General features: G+C 34.9%; 17 protein-coding genes and 1 pseudogene. 10 read left to right on the top strand and 8 right to left on the bottom strand.

The genetic code is table 11. The features are described from left to right. Window positions 1-275: 275 nt before the first annotated feature. The 6 genes from FHP05_RS04760 (at window position 276) to FHP05_RS04735 (ending at window position 9276) form a co-directional block, all read left to right on the top strand. Window positions 276-2372, top strand: a complete 2097-nt coding sequence (locus FHP05_RS04760) for a sigma 54-interacting transcriptional regulator (RefSeq protein ID WP_407923423.1) — start codon at window positions 276-278, stop codon at window positions 2370-2372. Window positions 2373-2762: 390 nt separating this feature from the next. After that, the gene (locus FHP05_RS04755) at window positions 2763-4142 is read left to right on the top strand and encodes an aminotransferase family protein (RefSeq protein ID WP_147666096.1); all 1380 of its coding nucleotides are present in this window, start codon (window positions 2763-2765) and stop codon (window positions 4140-4142) included. A gap of 221 nt (window positions 4143-4363) precedes the next feature. Continuing rightward, the gene (locus tag FHP05_RS04750; protein WP_147666095.1) at window positions 4364-5782 is read left to right on the top strand and encodes an NAD-dependent succinate-semialdehyde dehydrogenase; all 1419 of its coding nucleotides are present in this window, start codon (window positions 4364-4366) and stop codon (window positions 5780-5782) included. 65 nt (window positions 5783-5847) lie between these two features. Further along, window positions 5848-6495 carry a GNAT family N-acetyltransferase gene (locus FHP05_RS04745; protein ID WP_191126234.1) on the top strand — a complete coding sequence of 216 codons (648 nt, stop codon included), beginning with the start codon at window positions 5848-5850 and terminating at the stop codon, window positions 6493-6495. A 92-nt stretch (window positions 6496-6587) separates the two neighbouring features. Next, entirely contained in the window at window positions 6588-7856 is a 1269-nt protein-coding gene (locus tag FHP05_RS04740; RefSeq protein WP_147666093.1) for an ArgE/DapE family deacylase, read from the top strand. Window positions 7857-7899: 43 nt separating this feature from the next. Then, a complete protein-coding gene (locus tag FHP05_RS04735) occupies window positions 7900-9276 on the top strand; it encodes an APC family permease (protein ID WP_147666092.1) in 1377 nt (458 codons plus the stop codon). A 163-nt stretch (window positions 9277-9439) separates the two neighbouring features. Here FHP05_RS04735 and FHP05_RS04730 read toward each other — a convergent pair whose 3' ends face one another. From FHP05_RS04730 to FHP05_RS04720, 3 genes are all read right to left on the bottom strand, one after another. Beyond that, the gene (locus tag FHP05_RS04730) at window positions 9440-9580 is read right to left on the bottom strand and encodes a YvrJ family protein (RefSeq protein ID WP_147666091.1); all 141 of its coding nucleotides are present in this window, start codon (window positions 9578-9580) and stop codon (window positions 9440-9442) included. Between the two features lie 176 nt (window positions 9581-9756). Continuing rightward, window positions 9757-9972 carry a DUF2922 domain-containing protein gene (locus FHP05_RS04725; protein WP_147666090.1) on the bottom strand — a complete coding sequence of 72 codons (216 nt, stop codon included), beginning with the start codon at window positions 9970-9972 and terminating at the stop codon, window positions 9757-9759. 83 nt (window positions 9973-10055) lie between these two features. Continuing rightward, entirely contained in the window at window positions 10056-10277 is a 222-nt protein-coding gene (locus FHP05_RS04720) for a DUF1659 domain-containing protein (RefSeq protein WP_147666089.1), read from the bottom strand. A gap of 299 nt (window positions 10278-10576) precedes the next feature. Here FHP05_RS04720 and tagD point away from each other — a divergent pair, with 299 nt between their 5' ends. Both tagD and FHP05_RS04710 read left to right on the top strand, forming a co-directional pair. Then, the gene (tagD, locus tag FHP05_RS04715) at window positions 10577-10975 is read left to right on the top strand and encodes a glycerol-3-phosphate cytidylyltransferase (protein ID WP_147666088.1); all 399 of its coding nucleotides are present in this window, start codon (window positions 10577-10579) and stop codon (window positions 10973-10975) included. Between the two features lie 127 nt (window positions 10976-11102). After that, window positions 11103-12107: an LCP family protein gene (locus FHP05_RS04710; RefSeq protein WP_147666087.1), complete on the top strand. Its 1005-nt coding sequence runs from the start codon at window positions 11103-11105 to the stop codon at window positions 12105-12107. Between the two features lie 180 nt (window positions 12108-12287). Here the strand turns inward: FHP05_RS04710 and FHP05_RS04705 are convergent, their stop codons facing one another. Continuing rightward, window positions 12288-13379: a glycosyltransferase family 4 protein gene (locus FHP05_RS04705; RefSeq protein ID WP_147666086.1), complete on the bottom strand. Its 1092-nt coding sequence runs from the start codon at window positions 13377-13379 to the stop codon at window positions 12288-12290. 432 nt (window positions 13380-13811) lie between these two features. Here FHP05_RS04705 and FHP05_RS04700 point away from each other — a divergent pair, with 432 nt between their 5' ends. Continuing rightward, window positions 13812-14786, top strand: coding sequence for an ATP-grasp domain-containing protein (locus FHP05_RS04700; protein ID WP_147666085.1), 975 nt, complete (start codon window positions 13812-13814; stop codon window positions 14784-14786). Between the two features lie 229 nt (window positions 14787-15015). Here the strand turns inward: FHP05_RS04700 and FHP05_RS15745 are convergent. From FHP05_RS15745 to FHP05_RS04685, 3 genes and pseudogenes are all read right to left on the bottom strand, one after another. Continuing rightward, window positions 15016-15739: pseudogene (locus tag FHP05_RS15745) on the bottom strand (IS3 family transposase). A 168-nt stretch (window positions 15740-15907) separates the two neighbouring features. Beyond that, complete coding sequence (locus tag FHP05_RS04690) at window positions 15908-17209, bottom strand: N-acetylglucosaminidase (protein ID WP_147666084.1); 1302 nt, start codon at window positions 17207-17209, stop codon at window positions 15908-15910. Between the two features lie 17 nt (window positions 17210-17226). Then, entirely contained in the window at window positions 17227-18336 is a 1110-nt protein-coding gene (locus FHP05_RS04685; RefSeq protein WP_147666083.1) for a peptidoglycan-binding domain-containing protein, read from the bottom strand. Window positions 18337-18526: 190 nt separating this feature from the next. On the opposite strand from FHP05_RS04685, the gene FHP05_RS04680 reads away from it, so the two are divergent. Next, a complete protein-coding gene (locus tag FHP05_RS04680) occupies window positions 18527-19534 on the top strand; it encodes a YheC/YheD family protein (protein WP_147666082.1) in 1008 nt (335 codons plus the stop codon). Between the two features lie 128 nt (window positions 19535-19662). Here the strand turns inward: FHP05_RS04680 and FHP05_RS04675 are convergent, their stop codons facing one another. Then, on the bottom strand, window positions 19663-20844 hold the full coding sequence (locus tag FHP05_RS04675) for a YheC/YheD family protein (protein WP_147666081.1): 1182 nt from the start codon (window positions 20842-20844) through the stop codon (window positions 19663-19665). Window positions 20845-20859: the final 15 nt, after the last annotated feature.

Here is a 20859-nt window from a genome sequence, read left to right as displayed (position 1 = left end):
CAAGCTCAACCCTCTATCAATCTTGTGACTGGATAATAACAAAAAAAGAGCGTGTATGCCTTAATACGCTCTTTTTTGTTATGCTCCTTTTTCATTTAGCGTCAGCTTTTTCTCTAGTTAGTCCTTCTCCCTTCCCCTCTCTTATATTTCCAATTCTTAGACTCTATTTATTAAAACGGTCTACGCAGTTTTCGACAATTTAAGCGATTGAAAGTTGGATTGGATGTGGTATGTTGGTAATACCATTTAGTTTCTGAATTTAGGGAGTTGATGTAATATTGGAAATATCTAAAGAAAACATTCATTCACCATTTTGCATCTCCGTCAATCCTCTTGATATAAAGTGGCAGGAAATCATTAAAAAAAATAATACCCCTTTTTTATTTCTTAAGGAAAAAGGAGTCATTTGTAAATACGTATTTATGGGACATGTTCATCAAAAAATGTCCGTTACAACACTTTTATCGAAGGCGACTTCTATCGAAAGAATAACGGTTTTAGCTGTGGAAGAAGCCCTCACCCCACCTATCATTTTTCAAGCACTTGGAGCACCCTTTACCATTATAAAAGAAAATGGGAAATGGGTTGGTTATATTTGTAGAGAAGATCTTTTTATCGAACTTTTTCATCAAAAAAGTCATCACACCAATTTTTTAAGAGGCATGCTTTCATCCATTCCGATGGGGGTATTTGTAATTGATCGCGACTATAAAATTATCCATTGTAACCAAACTGGGCTCCAGATGGTTAAGTCTACGTTTGATAATGTAATCGATTCTGATGCTGGGACCATTTTTAATCAGAACCAAATGGATAAAGTATTTTTAACGAAGGAAGCGATTCTCAATCAAGTCCATATTACAAATGAATTTGGAATATTGGTGGACTACATCCCTATTACTCACTCTGAAAATAATGACAATGTTATGATCATCGTTCAAGATTTACCTAAGATAGAAGAGATGGCACTGGAAATGGAAGCTGTTAAAAATTTAAATACAGATTTACAGGCCATTTTATCTTCATTGTATGATGAAATTATTGTAACGAATGATAGTGGAGTAATTCTGCGTCATAGTGATTATATTATACCTGACTTTTGGGAGACGGATGTCAAGCAAATTGTTGGTAAGAACTTGCTAGATTTAGAAAAGGAGGGGAAATTTTCACCCTCTGTAACAAGACTTGTATTAGAAAAACATGGAAAAGTTTCTGTCATTCAAAAAACAAAGAATGGAAAAACGGTCATGGCAGTTGGGAATCCGGTATTCGATGAAAACGGAAATATTCACCGGATTGTTATCGCATCGCGAGATATTACAGAAACAACCAAATTAAAAGCCGAATTACAAGAAACACGAAAACTAACAAAGGAATATAAAGAAGAACTAGAAATAATCAAAAGTAGAAGTCAAATAACGAAACAAATCATTTACTGTAGTCCGAAAATGGAACGAGTGATGCATAAAATTGAAAAGCTAAGTGAATTCCATTCAACCGTGATGGTGTTAGGGGAATCTGGAGTAGGAAAAGAGTTAATTGCCCGAGCGATTCATAAATATGGGCAACGAGCAAATGCTCCCTTTTTAGCACTTAATTGTGGGGCTATCCCAGAGGAATTACTTGAAAGTGAATTATTCGGTTATGTGAAAGGAGCATTTACAGGGGCAAATCAACAAGGAAAAAGCGGTTTTTTTGAAAAAGCAGAAAAAGGAGTATTATTTTTAGATGAAATTAGTGAACTCTCTCTTTCGCTTCAAGTCAAATTATTACGTGTTCTTCAGGAAAAGGAATTTACACCCGTGGGGAGTACACAACCTATTCCTGTTGATGTACAAATCATCACTGCGACAAATAAAAATATCGAAAAAATGGTTCATGAGGGGCTATTTCGCGAGGATTTATACTATCGCCTCCATGTTATTCCAATTACCATTCCACCCCTTCGTGAAAGACCGGAAGATATACCACTACTTGCGTATCATTTTATGCAAGAGTTAAATGAACAATATGGGAAAAGCCACCATTTATCACCAGACGCTCTGAACTTATTGGAAGCCTATTCATGGCCTGGGAATGTGAGAGAGTTACAAAATTTAATTGAACGGTTTGTCGTTTTTGCAGATGAAGACATTATTACGGCTGATTTCATTCGACCGTATATGCATTTTGGTGAACAAAAAGATTGCGAACTTATTATTACAGATATTATTCCATTTAAAGAAGCACAACAAGCAGTTGAAGAGCAATTAATCACATTAGCAATGAAACGTTATCAATCGACGACTAAAGCAGCAAAAGTATTAAATATTGATCAATCAACTGTGAGTAGAAAATATAAAAAAATATTAGAACGCCAAAAACTTAGCTAATTTGTTTGTGAAATAAAGTGAAACTTCAATCAGTGGGAGTTTTCTTCATCTCCCACTAATTCGAATCGGGCATTTACTGGCTGTTGATCCTCCACTTATAACTCTTGAAGTGGAAGGTCAATAGCCAGTTAATCTGCGATAAATCAAAGGGCAGTCTGTATGTCAATCAGCATAATCTATGCATCATTGCATAATTAATATGTCTGAAATTTTATAATAATCCTAATAATCTATTGAATAGCGATTATCATTTTTATATTTATAAAATTATATATTCCCATTTTATAAGGGTTTCAAACCCTTTTTTTTATTTTTTTCTTTATGTTGGCATGAGATTTGCATGAATAATGGCAAGAAAGAAATTCAACATATCCTGGGGAGGAATAACTTATGAAAAAAATGATAACGAAAGAAACAGAAGTGAAGCAATTAGTAGAATGGGACAAAAAACATTTTCTTCATCCAACTTCTAATCCAAAGGAAGGAGCAACAACTGGTCCGAGTATTATTTTTTCTGAAGGAAAAGGAGTTTATGTAAAAAATGCTATCGATGGTGAACAATATCTTGATGCGATGTCAATGCTTTGGAATGTGAATTTAGGTCATGGGCACCAAGAACTTGCTAAGGCAGGAAGTGAGCAGTTAGCTAGTTTAGCATGCACCTCTTCTTTTAAAGGTTTTTCCAATGAACCAGCAATTCAATTAGCTGAAAAATTAGCATCGATTACCCCTGGGGATTTAAATACGGTATTTTATACATCTGGTGGGTCAGAATCCAATGATACAGCACTTAAATTAGCCAGATTTTACTGGGGATTGAAAGGCAAATCAGAAAAAAGAAACTTTATCGCTCTAAATAAAGCCTATCATGGAGTCACCATGGCCGCCCAAACAGCAACAGGAATTCCAACATTTAATGAATTTGCTGGTTCTAATATTGATGGGGTGTTTCATGCAGAAGCCCATTTATTAAACTGTGAGTTAGGTGATCAAGATGATCCGAATTACGCCAATTCCATAAGAGGCATCATTGAGCGAGAAGGAGCAGACACCATTGCCGGTATTATTCTTGAACCTGTTCAAGGTGCTGGTGGTGTAAACATGCCACCTGAAGGTTATTTACAAGCCGTAAGAGATATTTGTGATGAATTCAATATTCTGTTTTTAGCTGATGAAGTTATTTGTGGATTTGGCCGGACAGGAAAAATGTTTGGTGTTGACAATTGGCAAGTTACTCCAGATATGATGTCGATTGCGAAAGGATTAACGAGTGGTTACGCTCAACTTGGTGGCGTGATGATGAATGAAGAAATTAGACAAACGTTTGCCAACTATGATGGAGTGTTATCACACGGATTCACCTATAGTGGTCATCCGACAGCCTGTGCCATCGGTTTAAAAAATATTGAAATCATTGAGCGTGACAATATTTTAGAAAACGTGAAGAACATGGAGATTGAAATGAAGAAAGGATTAGATTATTTACAACAAAAATACCCTTTCGTAACAAAGAGTCGCTCACTTGGTTTACTATCCGCTTTTGAACTTTACGAAGACCCGGCAACCGAAAAGCTATTTGAAAGTCGTGTGTTTCCTGCGAATACAGTTGTTAATGAATCTTTCAAACAAAAATTAATTGTTAGAGCAGTTGGAGCACATAACCAAGGCATCGCAATCGCCCCACCTTTAAATATTAATAAACAAGAAATTGAGGATATTTTTGAACGAATGGACGCGGCACTAACTGCTTTTCAAAAGAAAATAAAATGAAGCTTCCATTAGTGGGGATTTTCTTCATCCCCACTGATTGTTAGCATCGCCGGGTATGACTTAAAGACTCTAGAACAAATCGGACGTTAACTGGCTACCTGTCCCCCACTATCATTCTTAATTTCTTGAATCTTAAAGTGACGGTCTTACATCCAGTTAACCCGCAATCAATTAACCATTTTGTAAGCGATTCCATTTATTAGTAAAAAGGGAGAGATCATATGCTTTATATTAACGGAAAGTGGCGGAAGACCAAACAAGAAATGGACGTGACAAATCCGGCCACAGGTGAAGTCATTCATGCGGTATCCATGGGAGGAAAGGAAGAAACGAAAGAAGCAATTACGAGTGCAAAACAAGCTTTTCAAACATGGAAAAAAACGCCTGGTAAAATTCGGGGAGATTATTTAAATAAAGTGGTGCATCTCATGAAAGAAAAGTCAGAGCTCTTGGCTGAAACAATTACAAAAGAAAATGGTAAGCCATTACCTGATGCTAGAAGAGAAGTCGCTAGTGCGATTGAATATTTAAATTGGTATGCCGAAGAAGCGAAACGAATTTACGGTGACACATTACCTGCAACTCATCCGGATAAACATCTAATGGTGCTTCGCCAGCCAATTGGCGTGAGTGCAGCCATTACACCTTGGAACTTTCCACTATCGATGATTACGAGAAAAATAGCACCAGCACTTGCAGCAGGATGTACGGTTGTATTGAAACCTGCTCCCCAGACACCTATATCAGCAGTAAAGGTATTTGAATGTTTTCATGAAGCAGAGTTACCAGATGGAGTGGTTAATTTAATCATCGGGCCTGCAGAAGAAATAGGAAAGGAAATGACAAGTAATCCTGATGTTCGGAAACTAACATTTACTGGTTCTACCGTCGTCGGGAAAAAATTATTGAAAGATGCATCAGACACGGTAAAAAAAGTTTCCATGGAACTCGGCGGTCATGCTCCTTATATTGTGTTTGAGGACGCTGATCTTGATTTAGCTGTAAAAGGTATCTTATTATCTAAATTTAAAAACTCTGGGCAAACATGTATCAGTACAAATCGGGTGTATGTCGCAGAAAGTATTGCCGAGGAGTTTGGGGAAAAGTTAGCTGAAAAAGTTTCCCAATTAAAAGTTGGAAATGGCTTCACAGAAGGTACCGATATCGGGCCATTAATTAATCAAGGTGCCTTGGTAAAAGTCGAAAATCAAATATCTGACGCAGTGAAAAAAGGCGGAAAAGTGATTAGCGGTGGTAAAAGATATGAAGGAGAAACGAAAGGATACTTTTATGAACCAACTGTCATTCAACATGCAACAGAAGACATGCAAATTGCTACCGAAGAAACATTTGGACCGATTGCCCCACTATTTACGTTTCAATCAGAACAAGAAGTAATTAATCAGGCGAACCATAAATACTATGGCTTGGCTGCATATTGCTTTACGAAGGATTTAGGAAGAGGGCTGCGCATGATGGAAGAGTTAGAGTATGGCATTGTAGGCATTAATGACCCAGCTCCAATCGTTATTCAAGCCCCATTTGGCGGAATCAAAGAAAGCGGAATCGGTAATGAAGGTGGAAAATACGGGCTTGAGGAATATTTAGAAGATAAATTTGTTTCCATTCGTACTGTTTAAATGGAAGTGGCCCGCTATTTTGGCGGGCTGCTATTTCCAAATCATTTATAAAGGAGAGATTCATGATGAGTTTAAATTTAAAAATGGTGAAAAACGACGTAATTGTTCGGAATATTCAAGATAGTGACGTTAGAAAAATTGTAGACCTATCCCATAAATGCTTCGGATCAGAAATGTCACTGAAGTCCGAGCATTTTAAAAATCAATTAAAACTATTCCCAGAAGGACAAATTTGCGTTGAATATAAAGGAAAAATGGTTGGGAATGCTTCGAGTTTAATTGTGAATATGGAAGATTATAGTGATGAACACTGCTATGAGGAGATTTGTGATGAAGGTTATATACGGAACCATAATCCAACAGGAAATCATCTTTATGGAATAGAAGTTGGCATCGACCCAGACTATCGGAAAATGAAATTAGGCCGACATTTGTACAATGGCCGAAAAAAGATTTGCCAAGATTTAAATTTAAAAAGTATTTTTATTGGTGGACGAATGCCATTTTTTTATAAATATGCCGACCATCTTAGTGCAGAAGAATATGTTGCCAAAGTACAGGAGGAAAAAATTTACGACCCTGTATTAACATTTCAGATGAGAAATGGATTTGAATTGAAACATGTCATTAAAAATTATTTACCTGGTGATGAAGCTTCTTTACAATATGGAGCTTTAATGGAATGGAAAAATAAAGATTATCAAGAGAAATAGTACGAAATTAAAAGCCCCTATCTATCCACAAGCGAAATATCGATAAGGGGCTTCACTTAGAAATATATTTTAATCAAACAGGAGGATTATCGTTGGATACGAACATACGTAACTATATGAACCAAAATAAAGAAGAATTATATCAAACGATTCAAGAGCTCGTCCAAATTAAAACCATCGTTGGGAATGAACACGAAGGACAAAACTATATGAAGCACAAGTATGAGGAAATTGGTTTAGAAATTCACGAATTTGGGCCAGATTATGAGGAGATTTCCAAGCACGAAGCTTTTATTGATTCAGGAATCCCCTTTTCAGGACGAAAGAATCTTATCGGAATCTATCATGGGAAAAATCGTGAAAAAGCACCATCCTTAACATTACATGGACATATGGATGTTGTTTCACCGGATCCTATTGGGGGTTGGACGGTAGACCCTTGGGGCGGAAAAATCATCGGGAATAAACTCTATGGAAGAGGATCTGCTGATATGAAATCTGGCTTAGTTGCCAATTGGTTCGCATTAAAAACGTTGATTGATTTAGGTTATCCCATCCCTGGTGATGTGCAGTTACATTGTGTCATTGAAGAAGAAGCTGGTGGTGGCGGAGGAGCTTTAGCATGCTTTGAAGAAGGATATATTACCGACGGCTTCATTTCCACGGAACCACATAATTTAAATGTCACCATATCACATGCTGGGATTATGTATTTTCGAGTGAAAGTGAAAGGAAAAACAGCTCATGCCGGATTGGCACATGAAGGGGTAAATGCCATTTCCAAAATGTACAAAGTGTTTCATGCACTAGAGGAGCTGAATAAATGGCGGAGCGAAAACATTACGTTTGAACTATATGAACAGGGTTCAGGCCAAGCAGTACATCTTAATCTAGGGGCCCTTCATGCAGGAGATTGGGTATCGACTGTTCCCGGAGAAGCGGTGTTAGAATGTCGAATTGGTTTTATTCCAGGTGAAAGTCGGAAGGAAATAAAAAAGTTAATTCATGATACCATCTCCCAAGCTGCCGCTCATGATGAATGGTTAACAAACAATCCACCAGTGATTGAATGGTTTGGTTGGTCCACTGAACCTTGGTATCAAGATCCCCATCACCCCTTTGTCAAAACATTTATCAACACATCAGAAAATATATTAAATCATCAGGTAAATATTATTGGCAGGGCTTCCGGCAATGATGCGCGATTCACACAATACTATAATAAGGCTGGATTATGCTTTGGACCAATTGGTGAAAATATGCACGGACCTGATGAAAATGTTGATCTTTACAGTGTTCTTGAGGTGGCAAACGTTTATGCTAATTTTATTATTGATTGGACAGAAAACCACAAAATGTAGGCGGTGTCAGTAATTTCATAACGAAATATAGGAGGCATGATGTATGAATGAAAAAACTACGCTTAAACGCTCTTTAGGAGTTTGGGCGGTTGTTGCACTTGGATTAGGTTATATGACACCGACAGTCGTTTTTGATACATTTGGTATTGTTTCCAAAATGACAAACGGTGTTGTGCCTCTTGCCTATCTTATCGGATTATTAGTCATGGTATTAACAGCGATAAGCTACGGGAAAATGGTTCGTGTCTTTCCTGATGCAGGCTCCGCATATACGTATACACGAAAAACGCTAGGACCTCATCTTGGATTTTTCGTTGGCTGGGCTTCACTCCTTGACTATTTATTACTTCCAATGGTAAATGCTTTAATCATTCGCATTTATATGGAATCCTTGTTTCCTAGTGTCCCTGTTTGGATTTGGGTCGTAGGTTATGTAGCCATTGTAACGGCAATAAATATATATAGTATGCGCTCGACCTCTGGACTGAATACAATCCTTGTCAGTTTTACCATATTATTAATGCTTTCCTTTATTGTGATTGGATCTATCCAGTTATATCATGGAATGGGAGAAGGCACGATTTTTACATTACAACCACTATTTCATGCGAATGTAGAAATCGTCGCCGTCTTGACTGGAGCAACCGTCGTAGCATTTTCCTTCATCGGTTTCGATGCTATAACGATGTATACAGAAGAAGCCAAATCTGCTTCAACCGTTCCAAGAGCAATCATTATTACAGTACTTTTAGGTGGATTTATTTTCTTTGTCGGCTCCTATTTTGCACAAACATTATTTCCAGATCTCTCTGTTTTTCATGTATTAGATGATACATTACCGGAAATTGGTTTATATTTAGGTGGGAAAATATTTCAGCTCATTTTTATGGCAGGCGCCTTTGCAGCTACGGTCGCTTCCGGACTTGCATCACATGCAAGTGTTTCTCGCTTACTTTATGTGATGGGACGAAACGGGATACTTCCGAAGAAATACTTTGGATATGTTCATCCAAAGTTTCGTACACCGATTTTCACCATTATCCTAACAGGAATTGTTTCATTATTTGCCATATGGCCTAACCTAGAACTGATTGCTTCAGTCATTAACTTTGGTGCTTTAATTGCATTTTCCTTCGTCAACTTATCCGTTATAGCATACTTTGTATTTCAACAAAAAAGATATAAAACAGCTCGTGAGGTATTTAAATATGTCATTATGCCTTCATTAGGAACTCTAAGTACAGGAATACTATGGTCACAACTACAATCTGATGCATTAATTTGGGGGATCATCTGGGTAGCTATCGGCCTTGTCTATATGATCTTTTTAACGAAATTGTTCAGGATTAAATTAAAGAGTTTTGATGCAGAACATCAAGAAAATAATGATAATCAAAGCCCAAATGTGAAAACGATGTAGGAGGAGCCAATTCTGAGGATGTGTGCTTTAGGCCGGGGGATGTGCGCTTGAAGCGATGGGATGTGCGCCCTCCCTCCCCTAACAATCCGCTTCTAACTTCTTTTAAATCAAAACTCCAGCTTATCGGGAGTCAGCTAGATCCCAACGAGCTGGAGTTTTTCTGTTATTGCATTTTTTCTGGTAATCCGTGGATGGATTCGATAAGTTGATTGAGTTTTCCTTCAATGCGATGTAACAAATAAAATGTTACTGCAACTGGAAAGCCGATATCTGTTACAAATGCCATCCATGATTGAACTTCCATTATAACCCCTCCTTTCATGAAGCTTACTTATTTCCTCTACCCTATCCGAAAATATATTGGTATCACTTCTGGCTGATTATTTCCTTTCACATGACAATCAAAAGCTAAAGCTTCGTTTCCTCTCTTCCCATCTACTAACATGAAAGCCCCGGCATATTGCCAGGGCCTCCGTATCATTACTGGATTTCAACTTCTTCTACATGATGTTCTGAGATGCGGGCACTGTGCTTTTCAACTAATCCTCCTCCACTAGATGTGAAGGTATTTAGTGCAATCACCTCATCCATCACACGGCTCACTTCTGCTGGATCTACCGGTTCAATTGGTTCATCCAATGCCAATGTGACAACTTTTCCTTCGATATTTTTAAATTTCAATTCTAGCTTTTTCATCCAATCCACCTCCCTCCTCTAGTTGGCAAGCTCTTCATATCCACGACTCGTTGAACTTACCCCCTATTTTCATCGAAATCATGTTATGCTTTACGGATTTCGAATTTGTCCACACGCTCTACATTATAAAGTGAGCGTTGTTGTAAGCTTTGTAGTGCTTCTGCTACATCATAGATCTCTTTGTCTGTTGCATCTTCCTGCAAGTTAAATGTTTTTGTCTTATAGATTGGCTTTCCTGTTAAAACATCCTCCCCTGCATAGAAAACCATACGTAATCTGGAGTTAATCATACTTGCTGTTGCCATCTTATCACCTCCTTCACAAATATAATCGGGAAATATTTGATAGAGGGGGCATATTATTTTTAAAAAGTCGGAAAATAGGTTGAATATTGGGTGGGGGTTGGATAAACTTGAAAGGGAAGAATAGAGATAAGTAAGTAAAGCATCATTTTAAAAAGGTGTTTTATGTTTACTTTGTATAAAGTGAAACTTCAATCAGTGCGGCTTCGTTCATCCACACTGATTCCGATAAATTATTCTTCTTTGTATTACTCATGAGTAACATCTTGATGCTAAACAATATCGATATGAAGGAGTAGCATATGAAAAAGGTTATTACTTATGGAACATTTGATTTAACCCATATTGGCCATATCAATATATTAAAACGCGCAAAAGCTTTAGGTGATTATTTAATTGTTGGTTTATCGACAGACGAATTTAATGCGATGAAAGGTAAAAAAGCGTATCACCCATATGAAGAGAGAAAATTGATCCTTGAAGCAATTCGCTATGTTGACAAAGTTATTCCTGAGTATTCCTGGCAACAAAAAACACATGATATCCAAGTACATGATATCGATGTTTTTGTGATGGGAGATGACTGGACAGGAACCTTTGACTTTTTAAAATCATATTGTGAGGTTATTTACTTACCAAGAACAGTAAATATTTCCACATCTAAGATAAAAGCTGACCTATTAAAAGGCTGGAATAACTAGAATATGAATTAGAAAGTCATGATTTCTGTGCTACTTTTGTTATAAAGTCATATTGCAAAATTTGTCGAAAATACCTATAATAAGTAAAGTTAGGGGTTTTATTTTACCATAAAAGGAGTCTGTACTCATGAAGCGATTAGCTGTCCGTAAGACAAAGAAAAAGAGAAAATTAAGAAAATTAACTCTCTTTATTTTAATCCTGTTTATTGGAGTTATTAGCTTTGGTGGCTATAAAATTTTTGAAACATATAATGCAGCAAGTAAATCATACAATGATCTTGGTAGAGAAAAATCTGATTTACGAGATCAAACAGTAACAATAAGTAAGGACCCTGTTTCTGTTTTATTAATGGGAATTGAGGACTATTCGACAGATGGAGCGAATGGTAGAACAGATAGTTTGATGTTAATCACTTTTAATCCAAAAGATGAACGAATGAAATTATTAAGTATTCCCCGTGACACATATGTTGATATTATTGGTCATGGTACAACAGATAAAATTAATCATGCACATGCTTTTGGTGGCAAGAAAATGACAATCGATACGGTAGAAAATTTTTTAGATATTCCAGTGGATTATTATGCAGCTGTTGATTTTGATGCCTTTATTAATATTATTGATATTCTAGGTGGAATCACAGTCGATGTTCCTTTTGATTTTGAAGAAAAAACAATGGCACCTGGCTCTCGCTGGGTTGAATTTCATGAAGGACCAATGGAGGTAGATGGTGAAGAAGCTCTTGCCTTCGCTCGAATGAGAAAAATGGATCCAAATGGTGACAAGGGTAGAGCCGAACGTCAACAAGAGATTATTAAGGCAATTGTGGACAAAGCAACTTCCCTATCATCTATTGCAAAAATTGATGAAATCGCCAAAGAAATCGGAAATAGTATTGAGACAAACCTTCATATTAGTGAGGGGTTAGGTTTTTACAAAGCATATCCAAATTTTAGTCCAAGCAATATTGACCAAATCAGTTATGAGTCTCATTCAGAACGAATTAATGGAGTTGTCTATGAAATTGTAGAACAAGAATCTGTAGAAGAAGTAAAAGAAATCTTAAGAGATCATCTCGAGCTGAAGGATAGCGATTCTGGAACATATGCATCAGAGGAGATAGCGGAATAATTGATAATGAAAAGAATAGCTATATAGAAGATATAACTTAAAAGGACGGTTTGATTTAATAATTAAACCGCCCTTTTAAGTTTTTTATATTCATAAACAAACTAAAAGAGTAGACCATAGCCCACTCTCTCAGATAAAACAACATATTAATATTAAGAAACTTACAGTCATTACTCCAGGCTAATGTTTATCTCGTTCAAACGATTGCTTATCGCTAGAAAGCTTGCGGAACACATTTAAAAGTGGTTGGCGATTTAAATAGGTAACTCCTGCCATCTCCGTTATTAAACGAATTCCTAAGAGGATTCCAATCATAATTACAAATGATGTTAATAATGTAGAGCTATTAAACACAATCGCCATTAGTCCAAAAAATATGCTGAATCCATAAATAATCAAAACAGAACCACGATGAGAGTAACCCATTGACATTAAACGATAATGGATATGCTCTCGATCTGCTGTTGCAATACCTTGTTTGTTTAATGTACGTCGAATAATCGCTAATATCGTGTCGTAAATCGGAATAGCAATAACAATAAATGGCACGATAAAACTAAATAAGGCAACGTTTTTAAAAAGACCAAACATAGAAACAACAGCAATCGAATATCCTAAAAACAATGCACCTGTATCCCCCATAAAAATCTTTGCAGGATAAAAATTATGCACTAGAAATCCGAGTGTTCCTCCAATTAAAATAATCGCTAAATAAACAACAATAACTCGATAATCCATGATAGCCATAATCATTATACTTGTAAATGCAATGGTGGAAACCCCCGCAGCTAGACCGTCTAATCCATCAATTAAATTAATGGCATTGGATGCTCCTACAATCCACAGTACTGTGATAAGAATACCCCAATCATCTAAATAAACTGTCCCCGCGAAGGGAATTGTTAGCTTGTCAATAATTAAACCTGATGAAACAACAACAAGTGCAGCTGCAATCTGACCTAGTAATTTATAAATTGGCTTCAATCCAAAAACATCATCTAAAATACCTGTCAAAATGATGATAAATGCACCAATAATAATTTCATCTAAGTATGGATGTGATGGTTGTAAATAAAGATACCCAGCAGCCACACCAATAAATATTGCTAGACCACCAAGGCTTGGCTTTTCCCCCTTATGGAATTTACGCTTTTGATTCGGTTTATCTACTATATTTAATTTGTTTACAATTTTAATAAGAAGTGGAGTGACTAGTATTGCTGTCATAATGGAAATCAAAAATGCGATAACCAATTCACTTATGTTCCACATAGTACACCTGCTTTTATAAAACTATATTTTATATCAAGTTTATTCTACCATATTCTTGGATAATAAGGAAAAGAGTTTTCCAAAATTATATATCAAATATCATAAAATCTACATATTACATACTTTGCTACAAGTGACATAGTTTATGTGTATTAGTTGCTTAAAACTGTAATAGAGTGATTAAATAGTTAAATCCTTCCTATTTTTAATTCTTTTTTCTGCTTTTTTTAAAATCGTTTGAACATCGCTCTTATTTGGCCTCCATCTCTTTTATAACTCTCTTTTTCTTATCTACCAAACAACAGCACTGGCCATTCCTCATCTTCCTCTCCATCTATATCACGCCGAGAGAAAGACAATGGAACTCCTGTCTATTAATTTTTGGTAACTTTATCTCAGTACGTATAATGATATAAGAAGGAGAAGTATGTTATGAAAACAATAGATATTGTTGGTAGAAAACTAAGTAGTTCGAACCGAATGCTTGTAAGGGAAGCATGGAATCGAGGAATAAATTTTGAGATTTTACCCAAAAAGCGATTTAGGATGTCTCATGGGTCTAAACGTTATTTAGTAAGGCGAGGCAAAGTATCTCACGCATACAATTCACCTTTAGCCATCAAAACTACAAGATTAAAAGAAGTAACTAGTAGACTACTTAGAAGTAGTAGGTATCCTGCACCTGAGAATGTTGTCTTTTCTAAAGAGGAACGATATAGAGCTTGGAATTGGGCAAAACCAATTCTTCCTGTCGTTATAAAACCATATAATGGAACGATGGGAAGGTCTGTGTTTGTGAATATTGATAATAAAAAGGAATTCACAGCTTGCTTTGATAAGGTCGGTGAAAAGTATGATCATGTTTTAATTGAGGAATTCGTTGATGGTGAAGAGTATCGATTTACCTTTGTGAAAAATGAAATAGTTGCAGTTGCTAAACGAATACCTGCCAATGTTGTTGGCGATGGGAAACATACTGTCGAACAATTAATTGAACATAAAAATGAAGAAAGAAAAGCAAGAAAAAACCCTATTCATAAACAACTCGTATTAGATGAAGAAAGTAAGAGGATTCTAAAAAAACATCACTTATCTCCTGCTTATATACCAGCTATTGGTGAGGTGGTTTATTTAAGGGATAACTCGAATGTCTCAACTGGTGGCGATGCCATCGATGTTACAAATCAAGTGGATGATGACATAAAAAAGGGCGTTGCCAAAGCTATCCGGTCCATCCCTGGTCTCAGAGTGTGCGGAGTTGATGTCATTATAAAAGGGGAATCTTTTTATATTTTAGAAGTAAATTCTCACCCCATGCTTAGTATGCATCACTATCCATGGGAAGGAGAAAGACGAGATGTTATCGGAAAAGTCCTTGATGGAATGTTTCCCCAGACAGCGAAATAGATATTTGTATTTCAACACTAAACTGAACAATTTTTTTAAGGTATAAACTTGTTTGTAGCATACCATATATGTACTTTTTATTGAAAATGGTGCATGCACTTTGTCACTTGACTTGGATTCTTTGCGGGTATGATTTCTGTGCCATGCTTCTAGCTAATTTAATACTATGCTAGCATACCACAAAAAGGCTATCACACCCGCCACTCCAAGTAAAGTGGGTGCTCCGATACTAATTCGTATTTACTCCTGCGTAGAGTTTTTGCTTGTATTCCTTTGGTGTTAAATAATTCAATGGGCCGTGAATTCGAATATTATTAACCAGTTTACATAACCAAATAACTCTAACTCATGTTCTTTTTGGCTTGGAACACTCTTCCATTAACGAACTCTGTTTTAAGTGTTGCTTCAGCTACTGCGTTCTTATAAGGGCCAGCACTGTAGCCAATTATTTCACGATTAAAAAAATCTACCAATACGCAGATATAATGCCATTTTTTTGGGTTTAAATTATACTACTGTGTACTTTGAAACAAGTCCTTGCTCTTTCATATGCCTTATAATAAAACATACTTCTTGGAATTTGTAGGGCAGCACATATTGCTGATACTGAGTATTTGTGACGGTTATTACGAATCACAATTACTTTCGTCCCGTTATCAGCATGGCTTGTAATTACAGTATCTAGCATTTTAATGCGTAGATACTTTTATACCTTTAGGTGCGAATGGCAAGCCTTTGGTTTTCTTTGTGTAATTTGATTGGCTCTTCCTGTTCGGGGTTTCGATTGTCTTTTCCTTCACCTAAATGTATGTGTTAGCGAACACATCTATCAAAGGTAGATGGTTAAGTTTGTATTCTTTGATGATTTTACCTCTTGGTTTACCAGATAGGTGCAGCTGGATAAACTTTTTGAATTCTTTCGTAAATGTTCTTCTTTTTATTTTAGTCCTAATTGGTTCTCCTCCGGCACATGTTGAATCAACTTTATATGAGCTTAAAATATTTGCCTAACTAAATGTGACCGATTTATATACGCTGATAATTTTATTTTATATTTTAATAAAAAGAAAGGCCCTAAAGATTTATCTTTAGGGCCTTCCCCTTATCTCTTATTCGTTTAATTATTTATAAACTGGTAAATCAAGGTAAATCGTATAGTTTTGAATTTGTTGATAAAGATTGTACATGGAATTTACTTGCTTCGATGCCCATCCGATATCGGTTGCATATTGTTTTCCATATGCATTTGTATTTGCCATCGCCTCTGGATTCCAACGCATTTTATACAATGTGTTTAATCCAGATTTAATATAGCTATTACCAATAAACGTAGCTCCTCTTACAATTGCTCGTTCAGGAGTTGTCCAATCGTTTTCATATGCATACTTTGCACCACATTCTACTGCACAATTATCATATGCACCAATACCATACATATTATAAACTGTTTTAACATTTTTTAAACTAGATTTATTTTTAGAATCTACTAATACTAGTTTACCAGTTTTATCCTTGCCAACCTGAACACCTGTAGCAAGTTTAGAAGTACCATTTCCTGTCTCTAGTAAAGCATGTGATAACAGATAAATATCATTTACTCCGTGCAGATTACTAGCACGAATAAAGGATGCACCTTTTCCTTCAAGAATTCCTTTTCCAGCAAGGAATTTATTGAGATCAACAGCTGATGCAGCACTTCCTTTAGATAAATCTAAAAACTGAAATCTTTGTTTCGTATCGCCCACAAAATTATTAGGATTTAGATAATACTCCACATCTTGAGGACTTGCATCAACCCATTGTGAACTACCGTTAAATTCTATGATATACCAACCATTGTACTCACTAATGATGTTTACTTTATCACCTTTAACCAAAGTACCAACAATAGATGACTTTGTACCAGCACCACTACGAACATTTAATTTGCTAGCTGTTACCGTTTGATTATCATCGATGTAATTTTTTGAAACATAAGCATAATTTTTATCCGTTTGTGGGCTTGCGTTCATTTGAATTGTAACGGCTTCTTCTAAGGATAAGTTATAACGGGTATATCGCATTCCTTTCATAGCCTTCTCAATTTCTTTTAACGTTACTTCGTCAGCTATGCCAGAAATAGGTAAACCATTGTTTTTTTGAAAATCTTTTACTGCTTGTTCTGTTTTAGTCCCATAGTATTTATTAGGATTTTTAAAAGAAACATATCCTAATGCTACTAAGTCTTCTTTTAATTTTTTAATCTCTTCAGAACTATTTCCTTTTTGGAAATCACTAGATAATATTTCATCTATTTTAGCAAGTGTTTTTTCTTCAGCAATGCCATTTGGTTTTAAGCCAAAATGAATTTGAAAACTTGCAACTGCATTTGCTGTTTGGGTGCCATAATAAGTTGTTGGGTTTTGAAAATCTAGATATCCCAACCTATTTAAGTCTTCTTTTAATGTAATAGCATCTTGATGTCTTTTCCCTTTTTGTAAAGGACTGTTCGCGCTATACTGTTTACTTTCTCTACTGTTTTTGAATCTGCTACACCCGTTACTTTTAAGCCATAATACTGTTGAAAATCTTTTACCGCTTGTTCTGTCCTTTTGCCGTAGTATTTATTTGGCGTCTTAAAATTTGCGAAGCCTAGCTTGGTTAACTGTTCTTTTAGCTCAACTGCATCAGAACGTGACATCCCTTTTTGGAGCGGAGCATCTGCTTCATTTTGCAGCTTTTCCACAGTTACTGGGTCAGCTATTCCAGTCACTTTTAAGCCGCGATCAGATTGAAACTCTTTCACTGCCTTTTCTGTTTGTGAACCAAAATACGTGTTCGGGTTGTTCAATTTCAAGTAGCCTAAGACAATCAAATTCTCTTTCAATGAAATAGTGTCTTGATGTCTTTTCCCTTTTTGTAAAGGACTATTCGCTATACTGTTTACTTTCTCTACTGTTTTTGAATCTGCTACACCCGTTACTTTTAAGCCATAATACTGTTGAAAATCTTTTACCGCTTGTTCTGTCCTTTTGCCGTAGTATTTATTTGGCGTCTTAAAGTTTGCGAAGCCTAGCTTGGTTAACTGTTCTTTTAAACTAATTACTTGTGGATTTTTAACACCTTTTTCTAAACTGTCAGATGCTTTATTAGTAGATAACATTCTTGCTGTTTTTTTATCATCTGATTCTTTGTCCTCTACTTTCGAATCGTCGAGTTCTATCTCCTGTTCATCATTAGATGGAGTCTCGTTATCTACCGAATTTTTCTCATCTTCCCTTACCTCTGTGTTCTCGTTACCCTTTTCCACTTCATTGCGTTCAGCATCATTTTCTTCAGTTTTTGCCGACTCTTGTTCTAATTCCTTTTGTTCTTGAACACGCTCTTCATCTTGAATTTCTTGTTTCTTTTCTTCATCTACAACTTGTTCTTTTTCTTTTGTGTTTTCTACTTGATTTATATTTTGTGTATTTACTTCTGTTATTTCATTTGCTTTAACCGTATGTAGACTGGCTCCTAAAAGAAAGAAAGTAATCAGACATGAAAGAGTGATAGATTTTTTATTACGCAATGAATTTCACCTCCTTATTTGTATCTTACTATTAATATCGGATAAAATATAGATGAATTCAAGTGTAATATCAAATTCCATTAAAATATATATGAAAAAATCCTTTTAAATAATTTCACTATATATTTTAGAAGCTAATTAATAAATAAGATATAATGAATATAGTTGTTTAAAATAAGGAGAAATGTAAATGGATAAAGTTGGTTTTTTTAGATGGAACATACCATATAAATCTACAATGATGATCTATGCAATAATAGGAAAGCATTATGGACTCGATATGATTTTTTTTGATGATAAAGGTGTTAATATGGAAAATGAGAAGATTACTGGCTATGTATTAAGAGACAACAAATTTATAAAAACAACAAGTGACATACCTAAAATAATAAATAATACGCCTTATAAAAGTAATAACAGGGAATTACACACCTTCTTATCTAACAAATCCCATTTTATGTTTAAACCATTTGGTGGGAAAATGAAAGAATATCGCTATTTTGAAAAAGAAAGTATATTAAAAGATATTCTCATCCCTAGTACAAGAATAAAAAATAAAAAGCATGTACTTTATTTCCTTAAACAAAATAAAAAGGCTATTTTTAAACCATTATATTCGGATAAAGGAAAAGGAATATTTACTTTAGAAAGAATATCAGATGATAAGTTTATCTACGAAAGTGAAAATAAAAATAAAATAATTTATGAAGACAACTTTTTAGACTTTTATAAAGAATTTATTAGAAAAAAAGGATTACTAATGTCTCAGTTTATCGAATTTAAAACGAAAAATGGACATCCATTTGATATAAGAATAAATTTTGAAAAAGATTACCGTGGTAAATGGTGTGTTGCTCAGCGATACGCAAGGGTAGGTTTTAATAACAAAATTACTTCTAACTTATCAGCAGGAGGAGGAACAGCAAAGCTAAAAAGCTTCCTTAAAACAGAATATAACTCAAGTGATGAAAAAAAAATAAATGATCAATTAAAAGGAATAATAGAATTAATACCTGATGCGGTAGAAAAAATGGTGAACTTTGAAATTAATTCTATCGGATTGGACTTAGGTATAGACAGAGATAAAAAAATATATATGTTTGAAATTAATAGTTATCCTGGTATTTCTAATGCACTTGGTCAAGTAGCACTGTTAAGAACTGGATATATGCGTTATTATCTAGATAAAAACAAATAATAACTTACATTATTTCTTTAATGATTCAAAGAAACAAAAACAAACCATTTAAAATAAGAAAACGCATGAAATTAGACTTAACAATCATAATTTCATGCGTTTTTTCTCATGTAATTGTTCGATTTTTATTACCTTTTAAACTTCTTAATTAAATGACCTACTTGTCTTACAGGTTTAGAAATTTTCCAAGATGTGCTATTAATTAACTTATGATACTCTTTCTTGTAAAAATCACCATTTAATTTAGGCTTCCTCGTCTTATCCTTACTAGATGTTTTATTTCGATTAATATTGGATTTTATCCTAAATGCATAATATCCCGATCGTATTCTTGCAACCTGAGCTCTTTGAGGTGCAATGATTGGAAAGCTGTTAACCTCAAAAATATATAATTCACCATTTAAATCTATTGCTACGTCAAATCCCATAACCATGAACTTCTTTTTCTCATGTTTTTCAATAAAATAAGGAAGTTTAGTTTCAATATTTGTTATTTTTCTATAAATTTGTTCCCACTCATTACCAAATGTAAATTTCAGGTAACTTTTAACGTCAGCTATACACCCACCTTGGCTAATATTAGAAACTACCTTTTGACCTATACCTACTCTGATAAATTTTCTTGCTACTTCCCACTTACCTTTATCGTTTTTTTCTAAATGAATTCGACAGTCTATTGGATCACCTGTTTTAGAACGCGAGTTAATATATCGTTGCATAATGTAGTTTTTCTCATATATATGCTCGTTAAAAAACTCCTCTAATTGATTAAGATTTAAAACTTTATCTTCTCTTTGTTCACCTATAATAAAGTCTTGATTGTTTTTAGTTATAACAGTTACCCCTTTACCCTGTAACCCACTTGTTGATTTAAAAATAACTTTATTATATTTGTTAATATATTTAATAAAATCATCAAATTCTTTTATTTTAAACGTCGGTATTGACAAATGAGAAAAGGTATTTGATTCCAATAATACTTTTTGTAACCTATCTTTGCGGATTATCTGTCTTCTATCAATAGATAAGTCGGAATTTTTCTTTAAAAAATTTACTTCTGTTTTATATTTCTTTGAATTCTTCTTATTAAAAAAATGTGGACTCACATCAATGTAATCAGGTACTCTACTTTCAATCTCTACCAATTGATCGTTTAATAACATTTTTCCAATTATCTTTTTCTCTTTAATTTTTATATCTTCAGGAGTAAAATAAATCAAACTAACCCCATATTGATGAGAATGCATAGTTAGTAATCTAAAAAAACTCATGGGTATCTTCTTCTTAAATCTCATTATTCCTGCTAACATTTTTTATCACACTTC

The organism is Cerasibacillus terrae, assembly GCF_008039555.1.
GTDB lineage: Bacteria > Bacillota > Bacilli > Bacillales > Amphibacillaceae > Cerasibacillus > Cerasibacillus terrae.
Note: the sequence above shows the minus strand (reverse complement) of the source record. Positions and strands in the feature narration are given on the sequence as shown.

Bases quoted from the DNA above. Each gene is read 5' to 3' on its own strand.
- FHP05_RS04720 (WP_147666089.1), bottom strand. From the start codon at position 10,277: ATGGCAACAGCAAGTATGATTAACTCCAGATTACGTATGGTTTTCTAT.
- FHP05_RS04745 (WP_191126234.1), top strand. From the start codon at position 5,848: ATGAGTTTAAATTTAAAAATGGTGAAAAACGACGTAATTGTTCGGAAT.
- FHP05_RS04700 (WP_147666085.1), top strand. From the start codon at position 13,812: ATGAAAACAATAGATATTGTTGGTAGAAAACTAAGTAGTTCGAACCGA.
- FHP05_RS04730 (WP_147666091.1), bottom strand. From the start codon at position 9,580: ATGGAAGTTCAATCATGGATGGCATTTGTAACAGATATCGGCTTTCCA.
- FHP05_RS04750 (WP_147666095.1), top strand. From the start codon at position 4,364: ATGCTTTATATTAACGGAAAGTGGCGGAAGACCAAACAAGAAATGGAC.
- FHP05_RS04725 (WP_147666090.1), bottom strand. From the start codon at position 9,972: ATGAAAAAGCTAGAATTGAAATTTAAAAATATCGAAGGAAAAGTTGTC.
- FHP05_RS04735 (WP_147666092.1), top strand. From the start codon at position 7,900: ATGAATGAAAAAACTACGCTTAAACGCTCTTTAGGAGTTTGGGCGGTT.
- FHP05_RS04675 (WP_147666081.1), bottom strand. From the start codon at position 20,844: ATGTTAGCAGGAATAATGAGATTTAAGAAGAAGATACCCATGAGTTTT.
- tagD (WP_147666088.1), top strand. From the start codon at position 10,577: ATGAAAAAGGTTATTACTTATGGAACATTTGATTTAACCCATATTGGC.
- FHP05_RS04680 (WP_147666082.1), top strand. From the start codon at position 18,527: ATGGATAAAGTTGGTTTTTTTAGATGGAACATACCATATAAATCTACA.
- FHP05_RS04705 (WP_147666086.1), bottom strand. From the start codon at position 13,379: ATGTGGAACATAAGTGAATTGGTTATCGCATTTTTGATTTCCATTATG.
- FHP05_RS04755 (WP_147666096.1), top strand. From the start codon at position 2,763: ATGAAAAAAATGATAACGAAAGAAACAGAAGTGAAGCAATTAGTAGAA.
- FHP05_RS04710 (WP_147666087.1), top strand. From the start codon at position 11,103: ATGAAGCGATTAGCTGTCCGTAAGACAAAGAAAAAGAGAAAATTAAGA.